The 15,024-nt window shown below is 70.8% G+C and carries 12 protein-coding genes; 9 read left to right on the forward strand and 3 right to left on the reverse strand.

Annotated elements, in window-relative coordinates:
• The first annotated feature begins 462 nt into the window (after positions 1–462).
• From GQ56_RS0107690 to GQ56_RS0107710, 5 genes are all read left to right on the forward strand, one after another.
• Complete coding sequence (locus tag GQ56_RS0107690) at positions 463–2,625, forward strand: TonB-dependent siderophore receptor (protein WP_235212658.1); 2,163 nt, start codon at positions 463–465, stop codon at positions 2,623–2,625.
• A 1-nt stretch (position 2,626) separates the two neighbouring features.
• A complete protein-coding gene (locus GQ56_RS0107695; protein WP_081894856.1) occupies positions 2,627–3,736 on the forward strand; it encodes a FecCD family ABC transporter permease in 1,110 nt (369 codons plus the stop codon).
• A complete protein-coding gene (locus GQ56_RS0107700) occupies positions 3,736–4,539 on the forward strand; it encodes an ABC transporter ATP-binding protein (RefSeq protein ID WP_052007215.1) in 804 nt (267 codons plus the stop codon). The genes GQ56_RS0107695 and GQ56_RS0107700 overlap by 1 nt, the downstream gene beginning before the upstream one ends.
• Positions 4,540–4,552: 13 nt before the next feature.
• Positions 4,553–5,932 carry an MmgE/PrpD family protein gene (locus GQ56_RS0107705; protein WP_031398104.1) on the forward strand — a complete coding sequence of 460 codons (1,380 nt, stop codon included), beginning with the start codon at positions 4,553–4,555 and terminating at the stop codon, positions 5,930–5,932.
• A gap of 103 nt (positions 5,933–6,035) precedes the next feature.
• Positions 6,036–7,538, forward strand: coding sequence for a DHA2 family efflux MFS transporter permease subunit (locus GQ56_RS0107710; RefSeq protein WP_031398105.1), 1,503 nt, complete (start codon positions 6,036–6,038; stop codon positions 7,536–7,538).
• Positions 7,539–7,612: 74 nt separating this feature from the next.
• Here GQ56_RS0107710 and GQ56_RS0107715 read toward each other — a convergent pair whose 3' ends face one another.
• The 3 genes from GQ56_RS0107715 to GQ56_RS44080 form a co-directional block, all read right to left on the reverse strand.
• The gene (locus GQ56_RS0107715) at positions 7,613–8,290 is read right to left on the reverse strand and encodes a TetR/AcrR family transcriptional regulator (protein WP_052007216.1); all 678 of its coding nucleotides are present in this window, start codon (positions 8,288–8,290) and stop codon (positions 7,613–7,615) included.
• A gap of 167 nt (positions 8,291–8,457) precedes the next feature.
• Positions 8,458–9,861: an MFS transporter gene (locus GQ56_RS0107720; RefSeq protein WP_031398107.1), complete on the reverse strand. Its 1,404-nt coding sequence runs from the start codon at positions 9,859–9,861 to the stop codon at positions 8,458–8,460.
• A 127-nt stretch (positions 9,862–9,988) separates the two neighbouring features.
• Positions 9,989–10,546, reverse strand: coding sequence for an MFS transporter (locus tag GQ56_RS44080; protein WP_152601684.1), 558 nt, complete (start codon positions 10,544–10,546; stop codon positions 9,989–9,991).
• A gap of 56 nt (positions 10,547–10,602) precedes the next feature.
• Between GQ56_RS44080 and GQ56_RS0107730 the strand changes: the two genes are divergently transcribed.
• From GQ56_RS0107730 to GQ56_RS0107745, 4 genes are all read left to right on the forward strand, one after another.
• The gene (locus GQ56_RS0107730) at positions 10,603–11,376 is read left to right on the forward strand and encodes a class I SAM-dependent methyltransferase (RefSeq protein ID WP_052007217.1); all 774 of its coding nucleotides are present in this window, start codon (positions 10,603–10,605) and stop codon (positions 11,374–11,376) included.
• 89 nt (positions 11,377–11,465) lie between these two features.
• Positions 11,466–12,410: a dTDP-4-dehydrorhamnose reductase family protein gene (locus tag GQ56_RS0107735; RefSeq protein ID WP_031398110.1), complete on the forward strand. Its 945-nt coding sequence runs from the start codon at positions 11,466–11,468 to the stop codon at positions 12,408–12,410.
• Between the two features lie 120 nt (positions 12,411–12,530).
• Positions 12,531–13,439 (forward strand): LysR family transcriptional regulator, encoded by a 909-nt coding sequence (locus tag GQ56_RS0107740; protein ID WP_031398111.1) that lies wholly within the window; start codon positions 12,531–12,533, stop codon positions 13,437–13,439.
• A gap of 181 nt (positions 13,440–13,620) precedes the next feature.
• Positions 13,621–14,949, forward strand: a complete 1,329-nt coding sequence (locus GQ56_RS0107745; protein ID WP_031398112.1) for an MFS transporter — start codon at positions 13,621–13,623, stop codon at positions 14,947–14,949.
• Positions 14,950–15,024: the final 75 nt, after the last annotated feature.

The raw sequence follows: 15,024 nt of genomic DNA on the forward strand, positions 1-15,024 counted from the left end.
GCGGGACGCGGCCGGTCGATGCGCCGGCCCGGCCTCGTCGCGCATGGGTGCGCGTGAAACGGGGCGAATCATCACACATTGACCGTCGGTCGGTCAAATGACTTTCTCCCGTTCCGAAAAATGCACGGTTGCCTCTTGCGCCGTAAATAAAAATGGTTATCATTCACATCGACCGGCGGTCGGTCGATGAAAATTCCGGCCGTCTCCTTCGCTTCCGCGGTCGTGCGAAGGGGGGCGCAGCCCGGCGCGTCCCGTTGAGGCGGCGCGCCGGCAGGCGGCATCGATGCCCGGCTGCGTCGCCGTCCGTCACGAACGATCCTTTGATTCGACACCACACCCGAACCCATGCAACGTCATTTCCGAATCCGATCCTGTCCGCCGGGCGGACGCGCCCGGCCCGGCCGCCGGGCCCTCTCGCACCACGGTTTCGCGCTGTCGCTGGCGCTGGCTTCCTGCACCGGCGTGACCGGCGCCTGGGCGCAGGCCGACGCGGAGGCGGGAACCGGCGCGGCGGCCGCGCCGATCCGTGACAAGGAGGAGGCCGCCACCCTGCCGGCCGTCGCCGTGACGGGGCAGCGCGTGACGGACGGCAGCGGGCCCGAGCGGGGTTACGTGGCGGAAACGTCCAGCGTCGGCGGCAAGGCGCCGACGTCCGTGCTGGACACGCCGCAATCGGTGTCCGTGGTGACGCGCCGACTGATGGACGAGCAGCAGCCGGGCAGCGCAAGCCAGGCGCTGCGTTACGCCGCCGGCGTCAACAGCGAAAGCTACGGCGGCTTCGGAACGCACCTCGACCTCACGCGCATCCGCGGAATCGATGCGGACTACTACCTGGACGGTCTGCGTGTCATCAGCAACACGTCGACCTGGACGCCGCAGATCGACCCCTACACGCTGGAGCGCATCGAAGTGCTGCGCGGGCCGGCCTCCGCGCTGTACGGGCAGGGTACCGGCGGCGGCGTGATCGATCAGGTCAGCCGCCGGCCGCAGCGCGACGCCGAGCACGAGATCGTGCTGCAGGCGGGCAGCTACGGGCACCGGCAGATCGGCGTCGACAGCACGGGCCCGCTGAACGCCGGGCGCACGCTCCTGTACCGCTTCACCGGCACCGGCCTGAGCGACGACGGGCAGGTGGAGGACGTGCGCCACAAGCGTGTCTATCTCGCGCCCGCGCTGACCTGGCGCCCGAACGACCGGTTGTCGTGGACCGTGCTGGCGACGCACGTGCGCGAGCCGGAGATGCCGGACTACAACAGCCTGCCCGCGACCGCGCTCGGGTTGAACGGCAGCCGCTACCCGCAGGTGCAGCGCAACCGGAACTACACCGACATGGATTTCGAGGGGTCGTCGCGCAAGCAGGACTCGGTCAGCTCGCTGCTGACGTACCGGCTGGGCGACGGCTGGCAGTTCAACAGCAACCTGCGCTACATGTACGTCAACTCGGACATCCGGCGCACGTCGATCTACGGGTATCGGGACCGGGGCGGGCATCTGTGGCTGGAGGGCACCTACGGCCTCGCGCCGGCCAGCTCGCATACGTTCCAGTTCGACAACAACGTGGCGGGCACGGTGCGCACGGGCGCGCTCGCCCATCGGTTGCTGATGGGCGTCGATTACGCGAAGGGGCGGTTGATCAGCGATTCCTACCGGATGGCGCCGGTACCGTTCGATCCGTACGATCCGGTCCACTATCGGCCGCACGCGACGCCGGATTTCAGCGACAGCCAGCTCAACTGGCCGTACAACGTGCGGCAGGATTTCCAGCGCATCGGCGTCTACGCGCAGGACCAGATCGCATACGGCGGCTGGCGGCTGACGCTCGGCGGCCGGTACGACCGCTCGCGCACCGACGATACGTCGCGCAGCTACTCGCCGGTCTGGAAGTCGGGCAGGCAGGAAAACAGCCGGTGGACGGGGCGCGTCGGGCTCGGCTACGTGTTCGGGAACGGCGTGGCGCCCTACGCGAGTTACGCGACGTCGTTCGATCCGCAACTGGGCGTCGACTACAAGGGCAACGCCTTCGTGCCGGTGGAGGCGAAGCAGGTGGAAGTGGGCGTGAAGTACCACCCGCCGGGCAGCGCGACGCTGCTGACCGTCGCGCTGTTCCAGATCAACCAGACGAACGTCAGGTCGAGCGACACGCTGCACCTCGGCTACTGGACGCAGGCGGGCGAACTGCGGGCGCGCGGGGTGGACCTGCAGGCGGTCACCCGGCTGACGCGCGACCTGAACCTGATCGCCGGCTATACCTACCTCGACAGCAGCCTGGTCAGGGATTCGCTCTATCAAGGCAAGACGCCCGCGGGGACCCCGCGCCATTCCGCCAGCGCGTGGCTCGACTACGGTTTCCGCGGCACGCTCGCCGGGCTGCGCATCGGCGGCGGCGTGCGCCATCTCGGCGCGACCTGGGGCAATCCGCGCAATACGTTCAGCGTCCCGTCGGCCACGCTGTTCGACCTGGCCGCCAGCTACGATCTCGGCCGCCTGATCGGGCGCGACGCGACGCTCTCGCTCAACGTGAGCAATCTGGCCAACCGCTCCTACGTGGCGAGTTGCACGTCGGAGATGTACTGCTTCATCGGACAGGACCGGGTCGTCAACGCAACGCTTTCGTACCGGTGGTGACATGGCGCACACGCAAGCGGTTCCCGCGAATCCCGACGGCAGCCGGCCGGCAAGCGACCCGGACGCGGCCCGGCCCGCGCCGGGCGTGCGGCAGCTGTACGCGGGCCTGGTGCGCCGCCGCCTGCTGCGGCTCGTGCTGCTGGCCCTGCTGGCGCTGCTGTGCTGCGCCGCCGATCTGGCGGTGGGGCCGGCGCATTACCCGGCGCTCGACGTGCTTGCGTCGCTCTGGCGCGCGGATGCCGGCGACGCCGTGCGGGTGGTGGTGCGCGACATCCGCATGCCGGCGGCGCTGACGGCGCTGGTGGTCGGCGCGAGCCTGTCCGTCGCCGGCGTGCAGATGCAGACCGTGCTGAACAATCCGCTGGCGAGCCCGTTTACGCTCGGGGTGTCGGCGGCGGCCAGCTTCGGCGCGGCGCTCGGGCTGGTGCTGGGTGTCAGCGTGCTGCCGGCCGCGTGGGTCCCGTATGCGATCCCGGTCAATGCGTTCGCGGTGGCCATGGGCGCGGTCTTGCTGATCGATCGCGTGACGCGTTGGCGCGGCATGAGCAGCGAGCTGATCGTCCTGCTGGGGACCACGCTGGTGTTTGCGTTCACGGCGCTGCTCCAGGGGCTGCAGTACGTGGCGCCGGACCAGGCGCTCGCGGCCGTCGTGTTCTGGAGCATGGGCAGCCTCGCCCGTACCGACGGCATCCGGGTCGCCATCATGGCCGGCGCGCTGGTGCTGACCTTCGTCGCCTTCATGCGCAACGCCTGGGCGCTGACGGCGCTGCGCCTCGGCGACGCCCGCGCCGGCGCGCTGGGCATTCCGGTCGCGCGGCTGCGCTTGCGGACCATCGTACTGAGCAGTTTCCTGGCGTCCGTCTGCGTCGCGTTCGTCGGCGCCATCGGCTTCGTCGGCCTGATCGGGCCGCACGTCGCGCGCATGCTGGTGGGCGAGGACCAGCGCTTCCTGCTGCCGGCCGCCGCACTGTGCGGGGCCGCGCTGCTGTCGGCGGCGTCGGTGGCCAGCAAGGTGGTGCTGGCCGGGCAGACGGTGCCGATCGGCATCGTCACGTCGCTGGTGGGCGTGCCGCTGTTCTTCGCGCTGATCGTGCGCAACGGGAGGCGGTGATGGCGTTGCTGCGCATCGAGAAGGTCGACGCGACGCTCGACGGCCGCACCGTGCTCGAGCAGGTCGACCTCGGCCCGTTGCCCGCCGGCAGCCTGACCGTGCTGCTCGGCGCCAATGCCGCGGGCAAATCCACGCTGCTGAGGCGCATCGCGGGCGCGCTCGACGGGCGCGGCGCGATCGAAGTCGACGGCCGCCCGGTGGCGAGCTGGCCGCCCCGGCATCCGAACCGCCCGGCGTTCGTTCCGCAGGACATCTTCGCCGGCGCCGCGTTGCGGGTGCTCGAGCTCATGCTGGTCGCGTGCCGGCAGCAGGGCGGCTGGCGCATCGCCGCGGACGAGCTGGACGCGGTGGCCGCGCTGCTGCGCCGGCTGCGGATCGACGCGCTGGCGGGCTGCGAGCTGCGCACGCTCAGCGGCGGGCAGCGCCAACTGGTGTCGATCGCCCAGGCGCTGATTCGCGCGCCGCGCATCCTGCTGCTGGACGAACCCACCAGCGCGCTCGATCTGCAGCGCCAGTTCGAGCTGCTGGCGCTGCTGCGCTCGCTCGCGCACGAGCACGGGCTGTGCGTGCTGATGGCCAGTCACGACCTGAACCACACGCTGCGATTCGCCGACCACGTCGCCGTGCTGCACGCGGGGCGCGTCCTGGCGTCCGGTGCGCCGCGGGACGTCATCACGCCCGCGCTGCTGGCGCGGGTCTACGGCGTGCGGGCCCGCATCGAACCTTGCTCCGAGGGGCAACTGCATGTCGTCGTCGACGGCCCGTGCGGCGACGCTGCCCCGCCATCCATTCACCTGTCATAGAGAGGATTCCGACATGATTCATGCCGACCCTGTCCACGCGCTCGCGAGCGCCGCTTCGTCGATCGCGGCCGCGGATGTCCCGCCGGACGCGATCGCGTTCCAGCGCCTGCGCCTTCTGGATCATCTGGCCTGCGTGGCCGCCGGCTACGATGCGGCCGGCGTGCCGCAGGCCATTACGTTCGCGCAGCGCTACAGCGGCTGCCGGGAGGCGAGCGTGCTCGGCTCCGACCTGCGGCTGGCCGCCGGCCAGGCCGCCTTCGTCAACGCGGTGCGTGCGCGCGCGCTGGATTATTGCGACGTCGTGTCGCCCGGCTGGCACCCGGGTTCGTCCGACCTGCCGGTGGCGTTCGCCATGGCGGAGCTGACCGGCGCCAGCGGGCGGGAGATGCTGGCGGCGCTGGCGGTGGGCCAGGATATCGGCCTGCGCATCAATCGCGCCGCTCAGGCCAACGGCTTCTTCTATCGCGGGTTCGACTCCAACGTGCTCGGCCTGTTCTCGGGCGCGGTCATCGCGGCGCGGCTGCTGCGGCTGCCGGCCGAACGCTACGTCGACGCGCTGGGGCTCGCGTTCGATTTCGGCATCGGCACGTTCCAGCATTACCAGGACAAGGTGCTGGCCGTGCGCTTCGGGCAGGGGTTCGTCGCGCGCCACGCGATCGAGGCGGTCATGCTGGCGCAGGCCGGCGTGACCGGGCCGCGCCGGATACTCGCCGGCGAAAACGGCTTCTTCAACCTCTATGCGCCGGGCGAGCCCGATCTGTCGCTGCTCGACGCGGAGCTGGGAACCCGCTTCCTCGGGCGCGGCGAAACCTGCTTCAAGGCCTACCCCCACTGCAGCATCCTGCTCGCGTTGACCGAGACGCTGCTGGCCGCGAGGGACGCCGTGCTGCGGCTGCCGCTCGACGCCTGCACGATCCGCATCGAGGCTTCGCCCACGATGCGCATGGTGTGTGGCGCGCCTTACGCGCCGTCGGCCACGGCGCAGATCGACGCGCAGTTCAGCGCACGCTACGTCGCCGCCAACGCGCTGCTGCGCGGGCGGGCGACGCCCCGCGAATTCGATGCGGATGCCGCGCGCGACGCGGCGGTCGTCGCGCTCGCGCAGCGCATCGAGCTGGTGGAGCGGCCGGATTTCGAGCGCTTCGACCAATGCCGCGTGATCGTCGCGGGGCCGCACGGCGCGCCCTTCACCGTCGACGCCGCGTACGGGAAGGGCTGGCCGGAGCATCCGCTGGAAGCCGCGGAGCTGCTCGACAAGTTCCGGACCTGCTGCACGCAATCGGCATGCGCCGGGTTCCGGAAGGGGCAGCGGGAGATCGCGGCAGCGGTCGACGTGCTGGCGCATGCGCCGAGCGTCGATGCGCTCGTGCGCGCGATGGCCTGCGGCGAATGACGCGCCGCTTTTTTTGTGCCGCGTCATTGACCGATGGTCGGTCAGTGGCGCGGCGTGTGATGAACGAAGGTTGAACGCAGCACCTTTTCCGACCGGGACCGACATGTACCGATATCGTCTTCATGCCCTGGTGGCCGCGGCCTATCTGGGAACGTTTCTCGCCTCTCTCGACATCAGCATCGTGAACGTCGCGCTGCCGACCCTGCAGTCGGCGTTGCATGCCGATCTGGCGGGGCTGCAATGGGTCGTCAACGTCTATGCGATCGCGCTGTCGGCCGTGATGCTGTCGGCGGGCCCGCTCGGCGATCGCTACGGACACAAGCGGGTATGGCTCGGCAGCGTGCTGCTGTTCGTGGCCGGATCGATCGCCTGCGCGGCGGCAAGCGGCCTCGACACGCTGCTGTGGGGGCGTGCGATCCAGGGTATCGCCGGCGCGCTGCTGATCCCGGGCGCGATGCCGATCCTCACGCACGCGTTTCCCGACCCGCGCCGGCGCGCCCGCGCCATCGGCGGATGGTCGGCGTTCAATGCGCTCGCGCTGATTGCGGGGCCGCTGCTCGGCGGGCTGCTGGTCGAGCATGTCGGCTGGGAGTGCGTGTTTCTCGTGAACGTCCCCCTCGGGATCGTCGCGGCCTTGCTGGGCGCGTGGGGGATCCCGGAGCGCAAGCACCCGGACCATGCGGCGTTCGATCCGGCGGGGCAGGCGCTCAGCATGGTGTGGCTGGGCATGCTCAGCTACGGCCTGATCGAGATCGGCGAACACGGCGCGTCGCCCGGCAAGGTGATGGTGCCGCTGAGCATCGCGCTGGCCGGCTTCGTCGCGTTCGTCTGGGTCGAAACGCGGGTGCGCCGCCCGCTGTTTCCGGTGCATCTGTTTCGCGATCGCGCGCTCGCGCTGGCGAACGTGGCGTCGTTCGCGCTCGGCTTCTCGGCGTACGGCAGCCTGTTCTTCCTGTCGCTCTATCTCCAGCAGGCGCGCGGCAGCACGCCGGCGCTTGCCGGATGGCAGCTCATGCCGCAGTTCGTCGTGATGGCCGCGACGTCGCTGTCGTTCGGGCGGCTGGCCGCCCGCGTGTCGCTGAAGTGGCTGATGGCGGCGGGCTACGGGCTGGTCGGGATGGCGATGTGCGCGATGGCGTCCTTCACGCCCTGGACGCCCGCCGCCGCGATCGGGATGGTGCTGGCCGTCCTGGGCCTCGGGATGGGGCTCGCGGTGCCCGCGACCGGCATGACGGTCATGGGGCTGGCGCCCGCGGAGTCCTCGGGCATGGCGTCGGCCACGATGAACGCGCTGCGGCAGACCGGCATGACGCTGGGGATCGCGTTGCTGGGCAGCGTGATGAGCGTGCGCGCGGTGCGCGAACTGACCGCGTCGGCGGCGGCGGCGGGCGCGCCCGATCCCGCGGGGCTCGCGCGGCGCGCGGTGCTGGACCACGTGTTGTCCGCGCCGCAGGCGGGGCTCGCCGGGCTCTACCGGTCGGCGATGGCCGGCGGCTTCGGGCTGGCCATGGCGTGCGCGGGCGCGGTGTGCGTGTCGATCGCGTGCGTGTTGCTGTACTTTCCCGTCGCACGGCGGGCAGCGGCGCGTGTGCCGGCGGGCCGGTAATGGCCGGTCGCGGGCGACGGGGCGGCTGCGGGGCCGCCCGCGCCCGGGGGCGCGTCAACGAACGGCGCGGGCGCTCAGGCGCGGCCGGCCGGCTGGCGCGCGCGGCGGCGCGGTGCGGGCGGCGGGCTGTCGTCCGTCACGCCGACCATGCGCAGGCAGACCGCGATGACGTCGCGGGCGAATCCGGCGCGATCGGTCGTCCGGCCCACGATCGCTTCGTCGGTGGCGCCGTGCACGCCCGCATAGATCAGCAGCGCGGTGATGCGCGGCTGCGCGAGCGTCCATGTCTGCGCGTGCGTGCCGCCTTCGAGAATGGCCTGCAACTGGTCGAGGATCGCGTTCTTCTCGGCATTGTTGCGGTCGTGATGATGATGGTTGGTATAGACGATGTCGTGCGTGCGATACGTGTCGACGTAGGCCTCGATGCTGGTGCGGATCCAGGTGCGCAGCTTGTCCAGCCAGTCGTCGTCGGCGCACGCGTCGACGGCAAGCTTCAGACGCGCGAGGAACTGCGCGGTGTAGCGCTGCCCCATGGCTTCCAGCAGCTCGTTCTTGGACGTGAAGTAATGGTAGAACGTGCCCTTGGCGACCTGGGCCAGCTCGACGATCTCGTTGATCGTCGTGGCCTCGACGCCTTGCTCCAGGAACAGCTTCTCCGCAGCCGCCATCAGTTCGTCCAGGCGGACCTCGGCTGGCTTGGTACGCGGCGTCTTGTGCGGTCCGTGCTGGCGCGGGGGGGTCTTGTTTCTCATCTTGCAGTTCGGAAGCGTGCCTGAAAAAGGTAGCAGTCTAGGTCATGAGCCGGTTCGCGCCCATGGCGTCGCCGTCGCGCCGGTGACGCATTGTGCATGAAAACCCGCGCCGCCGGCCGCCCGCGCGCCGATGCGGCGCACCCGCCCGGCCTCGCCGGGCCGCTGCCTCAGGCGCGCTGCGCCTGCGCCGGCAGCGAGCGCAGCAGGACGCCGGCGAGCGCGGCCGCCGCGACATTGAACAGCATGCTGCACGCGAACGCGTTCCGAAGCGGGAGAAACGGCCCATGGCCCGACAGCGTCCCGAGCGCGACCTGCATGATCGTGCTCACCGCGGTCACGCCGAACGCGGCGCCCACCTGCTGCAACGTGGCGAGCACGCCGGCCGCCATGCCCGCGAACGCGTCGCGCACGTTGGCCATCACGATGTTCAGGAGCGGCGTCATGACCATGCCTTGCGTGAGCCCCAGCGCGAACAGCGCGGGCACGAGCAGGCCCGGGCGCGTGCGGATCGGCGCATGCAGCACCACGATCGTCAACAGGACGAAGCTCGCCGCATACAGCGCCGCGCCGAGAAAGACGAGCCGGGCGCCGTGGCGGCCGACCAGCTTCGGCATCAGCACGGAGGACAGCGAAAAGCCGATGCTGGTGGCGACGTAGGTCATGCCGGCCTGCAGCGGGCTCATGCGCAGGCCGGACTGCAGCAGAATCGAGAACACGAGCGTGAACGAGCCCGCGGTCGCATAGAGGCACATCACCAGCAGCGATCCCTTCAGGAACGGCCGGTCGCGCAGCAGCGCCATGTCCACCAGCGGCGCGCGGCCGCTGCGCGCGTAGCGGCGCTCGTGACGGGCGAAGCAGTACAGGACGAGCCCGCCCGCCAGCAGCAGCGCGCTGCTCCGGATCCCCCAGCCCCATGCCGAGATCATCAGCAGCGGGAGCAGCGACACGGAAATCCCGACGCTCGACAGTGCAATGCCGAGCCAGTCCAGCGATTGCGCCGGCCGGACCCGGGCGGCGTTCAGCGGGCCGGACAGGCACAGCGCCGCGACGCCGACCGGGACGTTGACGAAGAAGATGGTGCGCCATTGCAGGTCGAGGAAGTCGATCGAGATCAGCAGGCCGCCCAGTACCTGGCCCGCGACGGCCGCGAGCCCGAGCGCCATGCCGAGGTAGCCGTAGGCCTTGCGCGCGTCCGCGCTGTCGAGATCCGCGCGGATGCTGGCGTAGACCTGCGGAAACAGGAGCGCGGCGGACATGCCCTGCAGGAAGCGGGCGGCGATCAGCATGCCGGCGTCGACCGCCAGCCCGCAGGCGACCGACGCGAGCGTGAACAGCAGCATGCCGATCCGGTACGCGCCGCGGCGCCCCCACAGGTCGCCGAGCCGTCCGCCCGGGATCAGGAAAATGCCGAACGACAACTCGTAGGCCACGATGATCAGCGTGAGCTGGAGGTAGCTCGCATGCAGCGTGCGTTCGATATTGACGATGGCGACGTTCACCACGAAGAGATCGAAGATCGTCATGAAGCCCGCGAGCAGCAGGGCGAGCAGATAGCGCCGCCGGTTCTTCATGCGCGCCTCGACGGAGACGGGCGGCGGGTCGGGCGATACGGGCAGGCATTCATCGGGAGGTCGGCAGGCGTGAGCGGTGCGGGCGACGGGTGCGGATTGAATTGACCGTCGGTCGGTCGATTGGATATTATAGGGAATGCGCGCCGGAGTACAGCGCGTGCAAGCCGAGGCCGACGTAAGGCGCGAGCGTCAGGCGCTTGCGCTCGAACCGGTCGCCGAGCGGGGCGATGCAGAACAGGCCGATCGCATCGCCGATCTGCGTTGCGCTGGCGACGAAGCCGACCGCAAGCGTCAGCGCCTGCGCGCCGAAGGCGTGCGCGATCTCGGGCAGCAGCGGCCGGTTGTAGTCGTTGTCGGCGACGGCGCCGCCGGCGCATACGGCCATCCGGAAGACGAGCGTGGGATCGAGCCACGCGACGTGACGCGTGGCCGTCGAGGGGGGAGAGAGGTCATGGGCGTGGGCCGCCGACGCGGCGACGAATGGCCGGCAACCGCCGCATTCTCGCGAGCAACGCGTTCCGGCGAAATGCCGGACGGCGCAAAGCGGCTTTGCGCCATTGCAATGCCGATCCGGGCTACATTCCCTGATCGGCGATCGCGGGCCGCGACGGGAGACGTCCGTCGGCCGGCATCGGTCGACCCGCGGCGTGGCGCGCGGGCAGGCTTCGAACGGCGGACGGGGCATCGACCGTCCCGTGCAGGAATACACGACGTACCTTCCGGGGACAACGCGAGTTCAGGATGAACCATTCAATTGACGACAACGCCGAAGGCCGTACCGTGAACCCGGTGACGCGCCACTACGACGGCCTGCTGGCCGCCCACTATTCGTGGATGCAGGGGGCGACCCTGGCCGACAAGGCGGCCGAGCAGGCGGCGCTGCTGGCGGCGCTGGGCCTGGGCGCGGAACCGGCGGGCATCGCCGTCGACCTGGGGTGCGGGCCGGGATATCAGTCGGTCGCGCTCCTGACGCTCGGCTACGAGCGCGTGATCGCCGTCGACACCAGCCGGGATCTGCTCGCGGAACTGGCCGCGGCCGCGCCGGGCGATCGCGTCGAACCCGTCCTGTCCGATCTGCGCGACCTGCCCGCGCTGGTCGAGCGCGGCTCGGCCGGTGCGATCGTCTGCATGGGCGATACGCTGACGCATCTGGAGCGGCACGAGGATGTCCTGGCGCTGTACCGCGACGCCTACGATGCGCTGAAGCCGGGCGGGCGCCTGGTCCTGACGTTTCGCGACCTCTCGCGGGAGCTGGCGGGGCTGGAGCGTTTCATACCCGTTCGGGCCGACGACACGCGCATCATGACGTGCGTGCTCGACTACGAACCCGACGGCGTCGTGGTCACCGACCTGATCCACGTCCGCGAAGACGCGGGCTGGGTGCTTCACAAGAGCAGCTACCGGAAGCTGCGCCTGTCGCCCGCGACTCAGGTCGCCGCGTTGCAGCGGATCGGCTTCGTCGTGGATCACGACAGGGCCGCCGGCCGCATGCACGCCATTTCGGCGCGGAAGTAGCCGGCCGCGGCGCGGCCCGCGACGGTGGGCCGCGCAGGAAAGATGCGATAGGCTCCGGAGAGTCCCGTTCCCTTTCAAGGTTGGCTATCGTGTCGCACCCGAACATCCTGCTGATCGGCGCCTCCGGCCTGCTGGGCCGCGCGGTTGCCGCGTCCCTGGCCCGCGAGGCGTCGCTGACCCTCGTCGCGACCGTCCGGAACCCGCAAGGCGCGGGCGCACGGCGTCTTGCGTTGCCGCCGGACAACCTCGCCGTACTCGACGTCCTCGACCAGCCGGCCCTCGAGCAGCTGTTCGCCACCCGCCGCCCGGCCGCCGTGATCGTCTGCGCGGCCGAACGCCGCCCGGACGTCTGCGAGCGCGACCCCGCCGGCGCCCGCGCGATCAACGTCGTCGCGCCCGCGCGCATCGCTGCGCTTGCCGCGCGCCACGGTGCGTGGACGCTCGGCATCTCCACCGACTACGTCTTCGACGGCAAGGCGGCGCCGTACCGGGAGGACGCCGCGCCGAATCCGCTGAACATCTACGGCCGCACCAAGCTGGAAGGCGAGGCGGCGCTGCTCGCCGCGTCGCCGCTGTCGTGCGTGCTGCGCCTGCCGTTGCTGTACGGCCCGGTCGTCGACTGGAGCGAATCGGCCGTCACGAGCCTCGTCCCGGCGATCGCCGCTTCCGCGCGCCCGGGCGCCGACCCGGTCGGCATGGACGCATGGGCGATCCGCTACCCGACCTACACGCCGGACGTCGCGCAGGTGATCCGCGACCTGACGCTGCGGCATCTCGCGGGGGCGTCCGTTACCGGCATCCGGCACTGGTCCGGCGAGGAGCCGATGACGAAATACGACATCGCGCGGCGGATCGCGGCCGCGCTCGGCATCGCGGCGTCGCTCACGCCGATCGACGCGCCGGCCGATGCGACGCCGCGTCCGTACGATTGCCATCTGGACGCATCGCGCGTGCGGGCGGCCGGGATCGATTACGCGACGCCGTTCGATACCGCGCTGCGCATCGTGCTGCGCGACGCGCCGCAGGTGCGGTAGGATCGGGCGCCCCGCGCGGCCCGTCCCGCACGAACCGCGTCCGTCCATGCCGGCCGCCGCGCCGCGGCGGCGGTTCGCGCGCGCCTTACCGCACTTCATCGCCCACCCAGGAGCCCAGCCATGCAACTGAAATGGCTCGAAGACTTCGTCGAACTCGCGCGCACGCGCAGCTTCACGCGCGCGGCGGAGAACCGCTTCGTCACGCATCCGGCGTTCGGCCGCCGCATCCGTTCGCTCGAGGAGTGGGTCGGCACGCGGCTGATCGCGCGCACCAAGCCGCTCGAGCTGACCGCGGCCGGCACCGTGTTCCTCGATGCCGCGTCGAACGCGCTCGACATCCTGCACGGCGCGCGCACCCAGCTTCAGGAAGCGGCGCCGGTGCTGGAGAACAACCTCCGGATCGCGACCGGCCGCACGCTGTCGGCCACGTTCTTCCCCGACTGGTATGACGAGACGGTCGCCCGCGCGGGCTTCTTCACGGCAACCGTGTCGACCGGCAGCGCGGAGGAGGCGATCCTGCAGCTCACCGCCGGCGACGCCGACATGCTGATCGTCTATTCGAGCCCGCACACGCGGCTGCTGATCGATCGCGACCGCTTCGACTGGCTGTCCGTCGCGCGCGAGGTGCTGGTGCCGGTCAGCGCGTTCGATGCGCGCGGCAGCGTGCGCTACCGGCTGCCGGCCGGGCAGGCGCCGGTGCCGTGGCTCGCATTCGCGCGCACGCTGACGCTGCGCGCGGTGCTGGCGCGCCATCTTGCCGAAATGCCGAACCGTCCGACGCTGCGGCCCGTGTACCAGGCCGACTCGTACGAGGCGATCCTGGCGATGGCGCGTCGCGGGCTCGGCCTCGCGTGGCTGCCGCAGCGGCTCGTCGCCGACGACGTGCGGCGGGGCGAGCTTGCGATCGTCGGCGGCGCCGACTGGCAGATCGGCTTCGACATCGCGCTGTACCGCCGCCGGAACGACCCGCACCCGGTGCTGGACGCGATCTGGCGCAACGCGCCGTCGCGTGACGGCGAGGACGGCTGACCCGGCCGGGCGGCGCATGCGGCGCCCGCGCGCCGATCGGCACGATTGCGTGCCGAAACGGCACGAACGCCCGCCCCGCGTTGCCTACACTCCGCGCTTGACTGGCCCGAACGGCCGCCGGCCACGCCGCGCGCCGTCTTTCAAAATCCTGACGGCCAGCATCACCGGAGGAGCACAAGGGATGACCCGCAATACGCACGCCGCGACGCCGGCGCCGCACAATCCGTGGCGCGAGATCTGCGCCGCGAGCATCGGCAACGCGCTGGAGTTCTACGATCTGCTGATCTACGGCTATTTCGCGATCCAGATCGGCCAGCTGTTTTTCCCCACGCACGACGCGGCGACCTCGCTGCTGCTGTCGGTCGGCACGTTCGGCATCTCGTTCGTGACGCGCCCGCTCGGCTCGATCGTGCTCGGCAGCTATGCGGACCGCGCGGGCCGCAAGGCGTCGCTGACGATGTCGATCGGGCTGATGATGCTCGGCACCGCGATGATCGCGTTCGCGCCGACCTATGCGCAGATCGGCCTCGCGTCGCCGCTCCTGATCATCGTCGCGCGCATGCTGCAGGGCTTCTCGACCGGCGGCGAATTCGGCGCGGCGACCGCGTTCATGGTCGAGCAGGCCGATGCGAAGCGCCGCGGCTTCTTCGCGAGCTGGCAGATGTCGACGCAGGGGCTCGCGACGGTGCTCGCGGCCGGCGTGTCCGCGCTGCTGAGCCTGCTGCTGACGACCGACCAGCTGCATGCGTGGGGCTGGCGCGTCGCATTCTCGGTCGGGCTGCTGATCGGCCCGGTCGGGCTCTACATTCGCCGCAACATCGACGAACCGGCCGATTTCCGCCGGCTCGGCGAGCAGGGCCGCGCGAAATCGCCGCTGCGCGACGTGTTCGCCCGCGATCGCGCGAACCTGCTGCTCGGCGCGGGCGTCGTCGCGACGGCCACCGCCTTCAACTACGTGCACAAGCTGTACATGCCGACCTACGCGGTCAAGCAGCTGCATATCCCGGCCACGTCGTCGTATCTCGGCGCGGTCGTCACGGGCGCGATGCTGATGGTCGCGGCGCCGGTCGTCGGGCACCTGTCGGATCGCTTCGGCCGCATCCGCGTGATGCTGATCGCGCTGATCCTGGTGGGCGTGACGACCTGGCCGCTGTTCGTCCTGCTGAACCGCTACCCGACGGTCGGGACGCTGCTCGCGGTGCAGGCGCTGGTCGGCCTGCTGATCGCGGTGAGCCTCGCGCCGCTGCCGGCGCTGCTCGCCGACATCTTCCCGACGAGCACGCGCGGCACCGGCCTCGCGCTGTCGTACAACTTCTCGGTGACGCTGTTCGGCGGCTTCGCGCCGCTGATCGTGACCTGGCTGATCGACGCGACGCACAACAAGCTCGCGCCGAGTTTCTACGTGATGGCGACGGCCGTGCTGGGCATCACGTCGGTGATCTCGCTCGGCCGCCGGATGCGCGGCGCGGCCGCCGACGCCACGCCGTCGACACGGGCAACCCGCGCGTGACGCGCCGGCCCCGCACCCGATTGTCGCGCGACCGGCGTTGTCCGGTTGCGCGTTTCCCGAACCCTGCTGAGCGAT

The sequence above is a fragment of the Burkholderia paludis genome (assembly GCF_000732615.1).
Taxonomy (GTDB): Bacteria; Pseudomonadota; Gammaproteobacteria; order Burkholderiales; family Burkholderiaceae; genus Burkholderia; species Burkholderia paludis.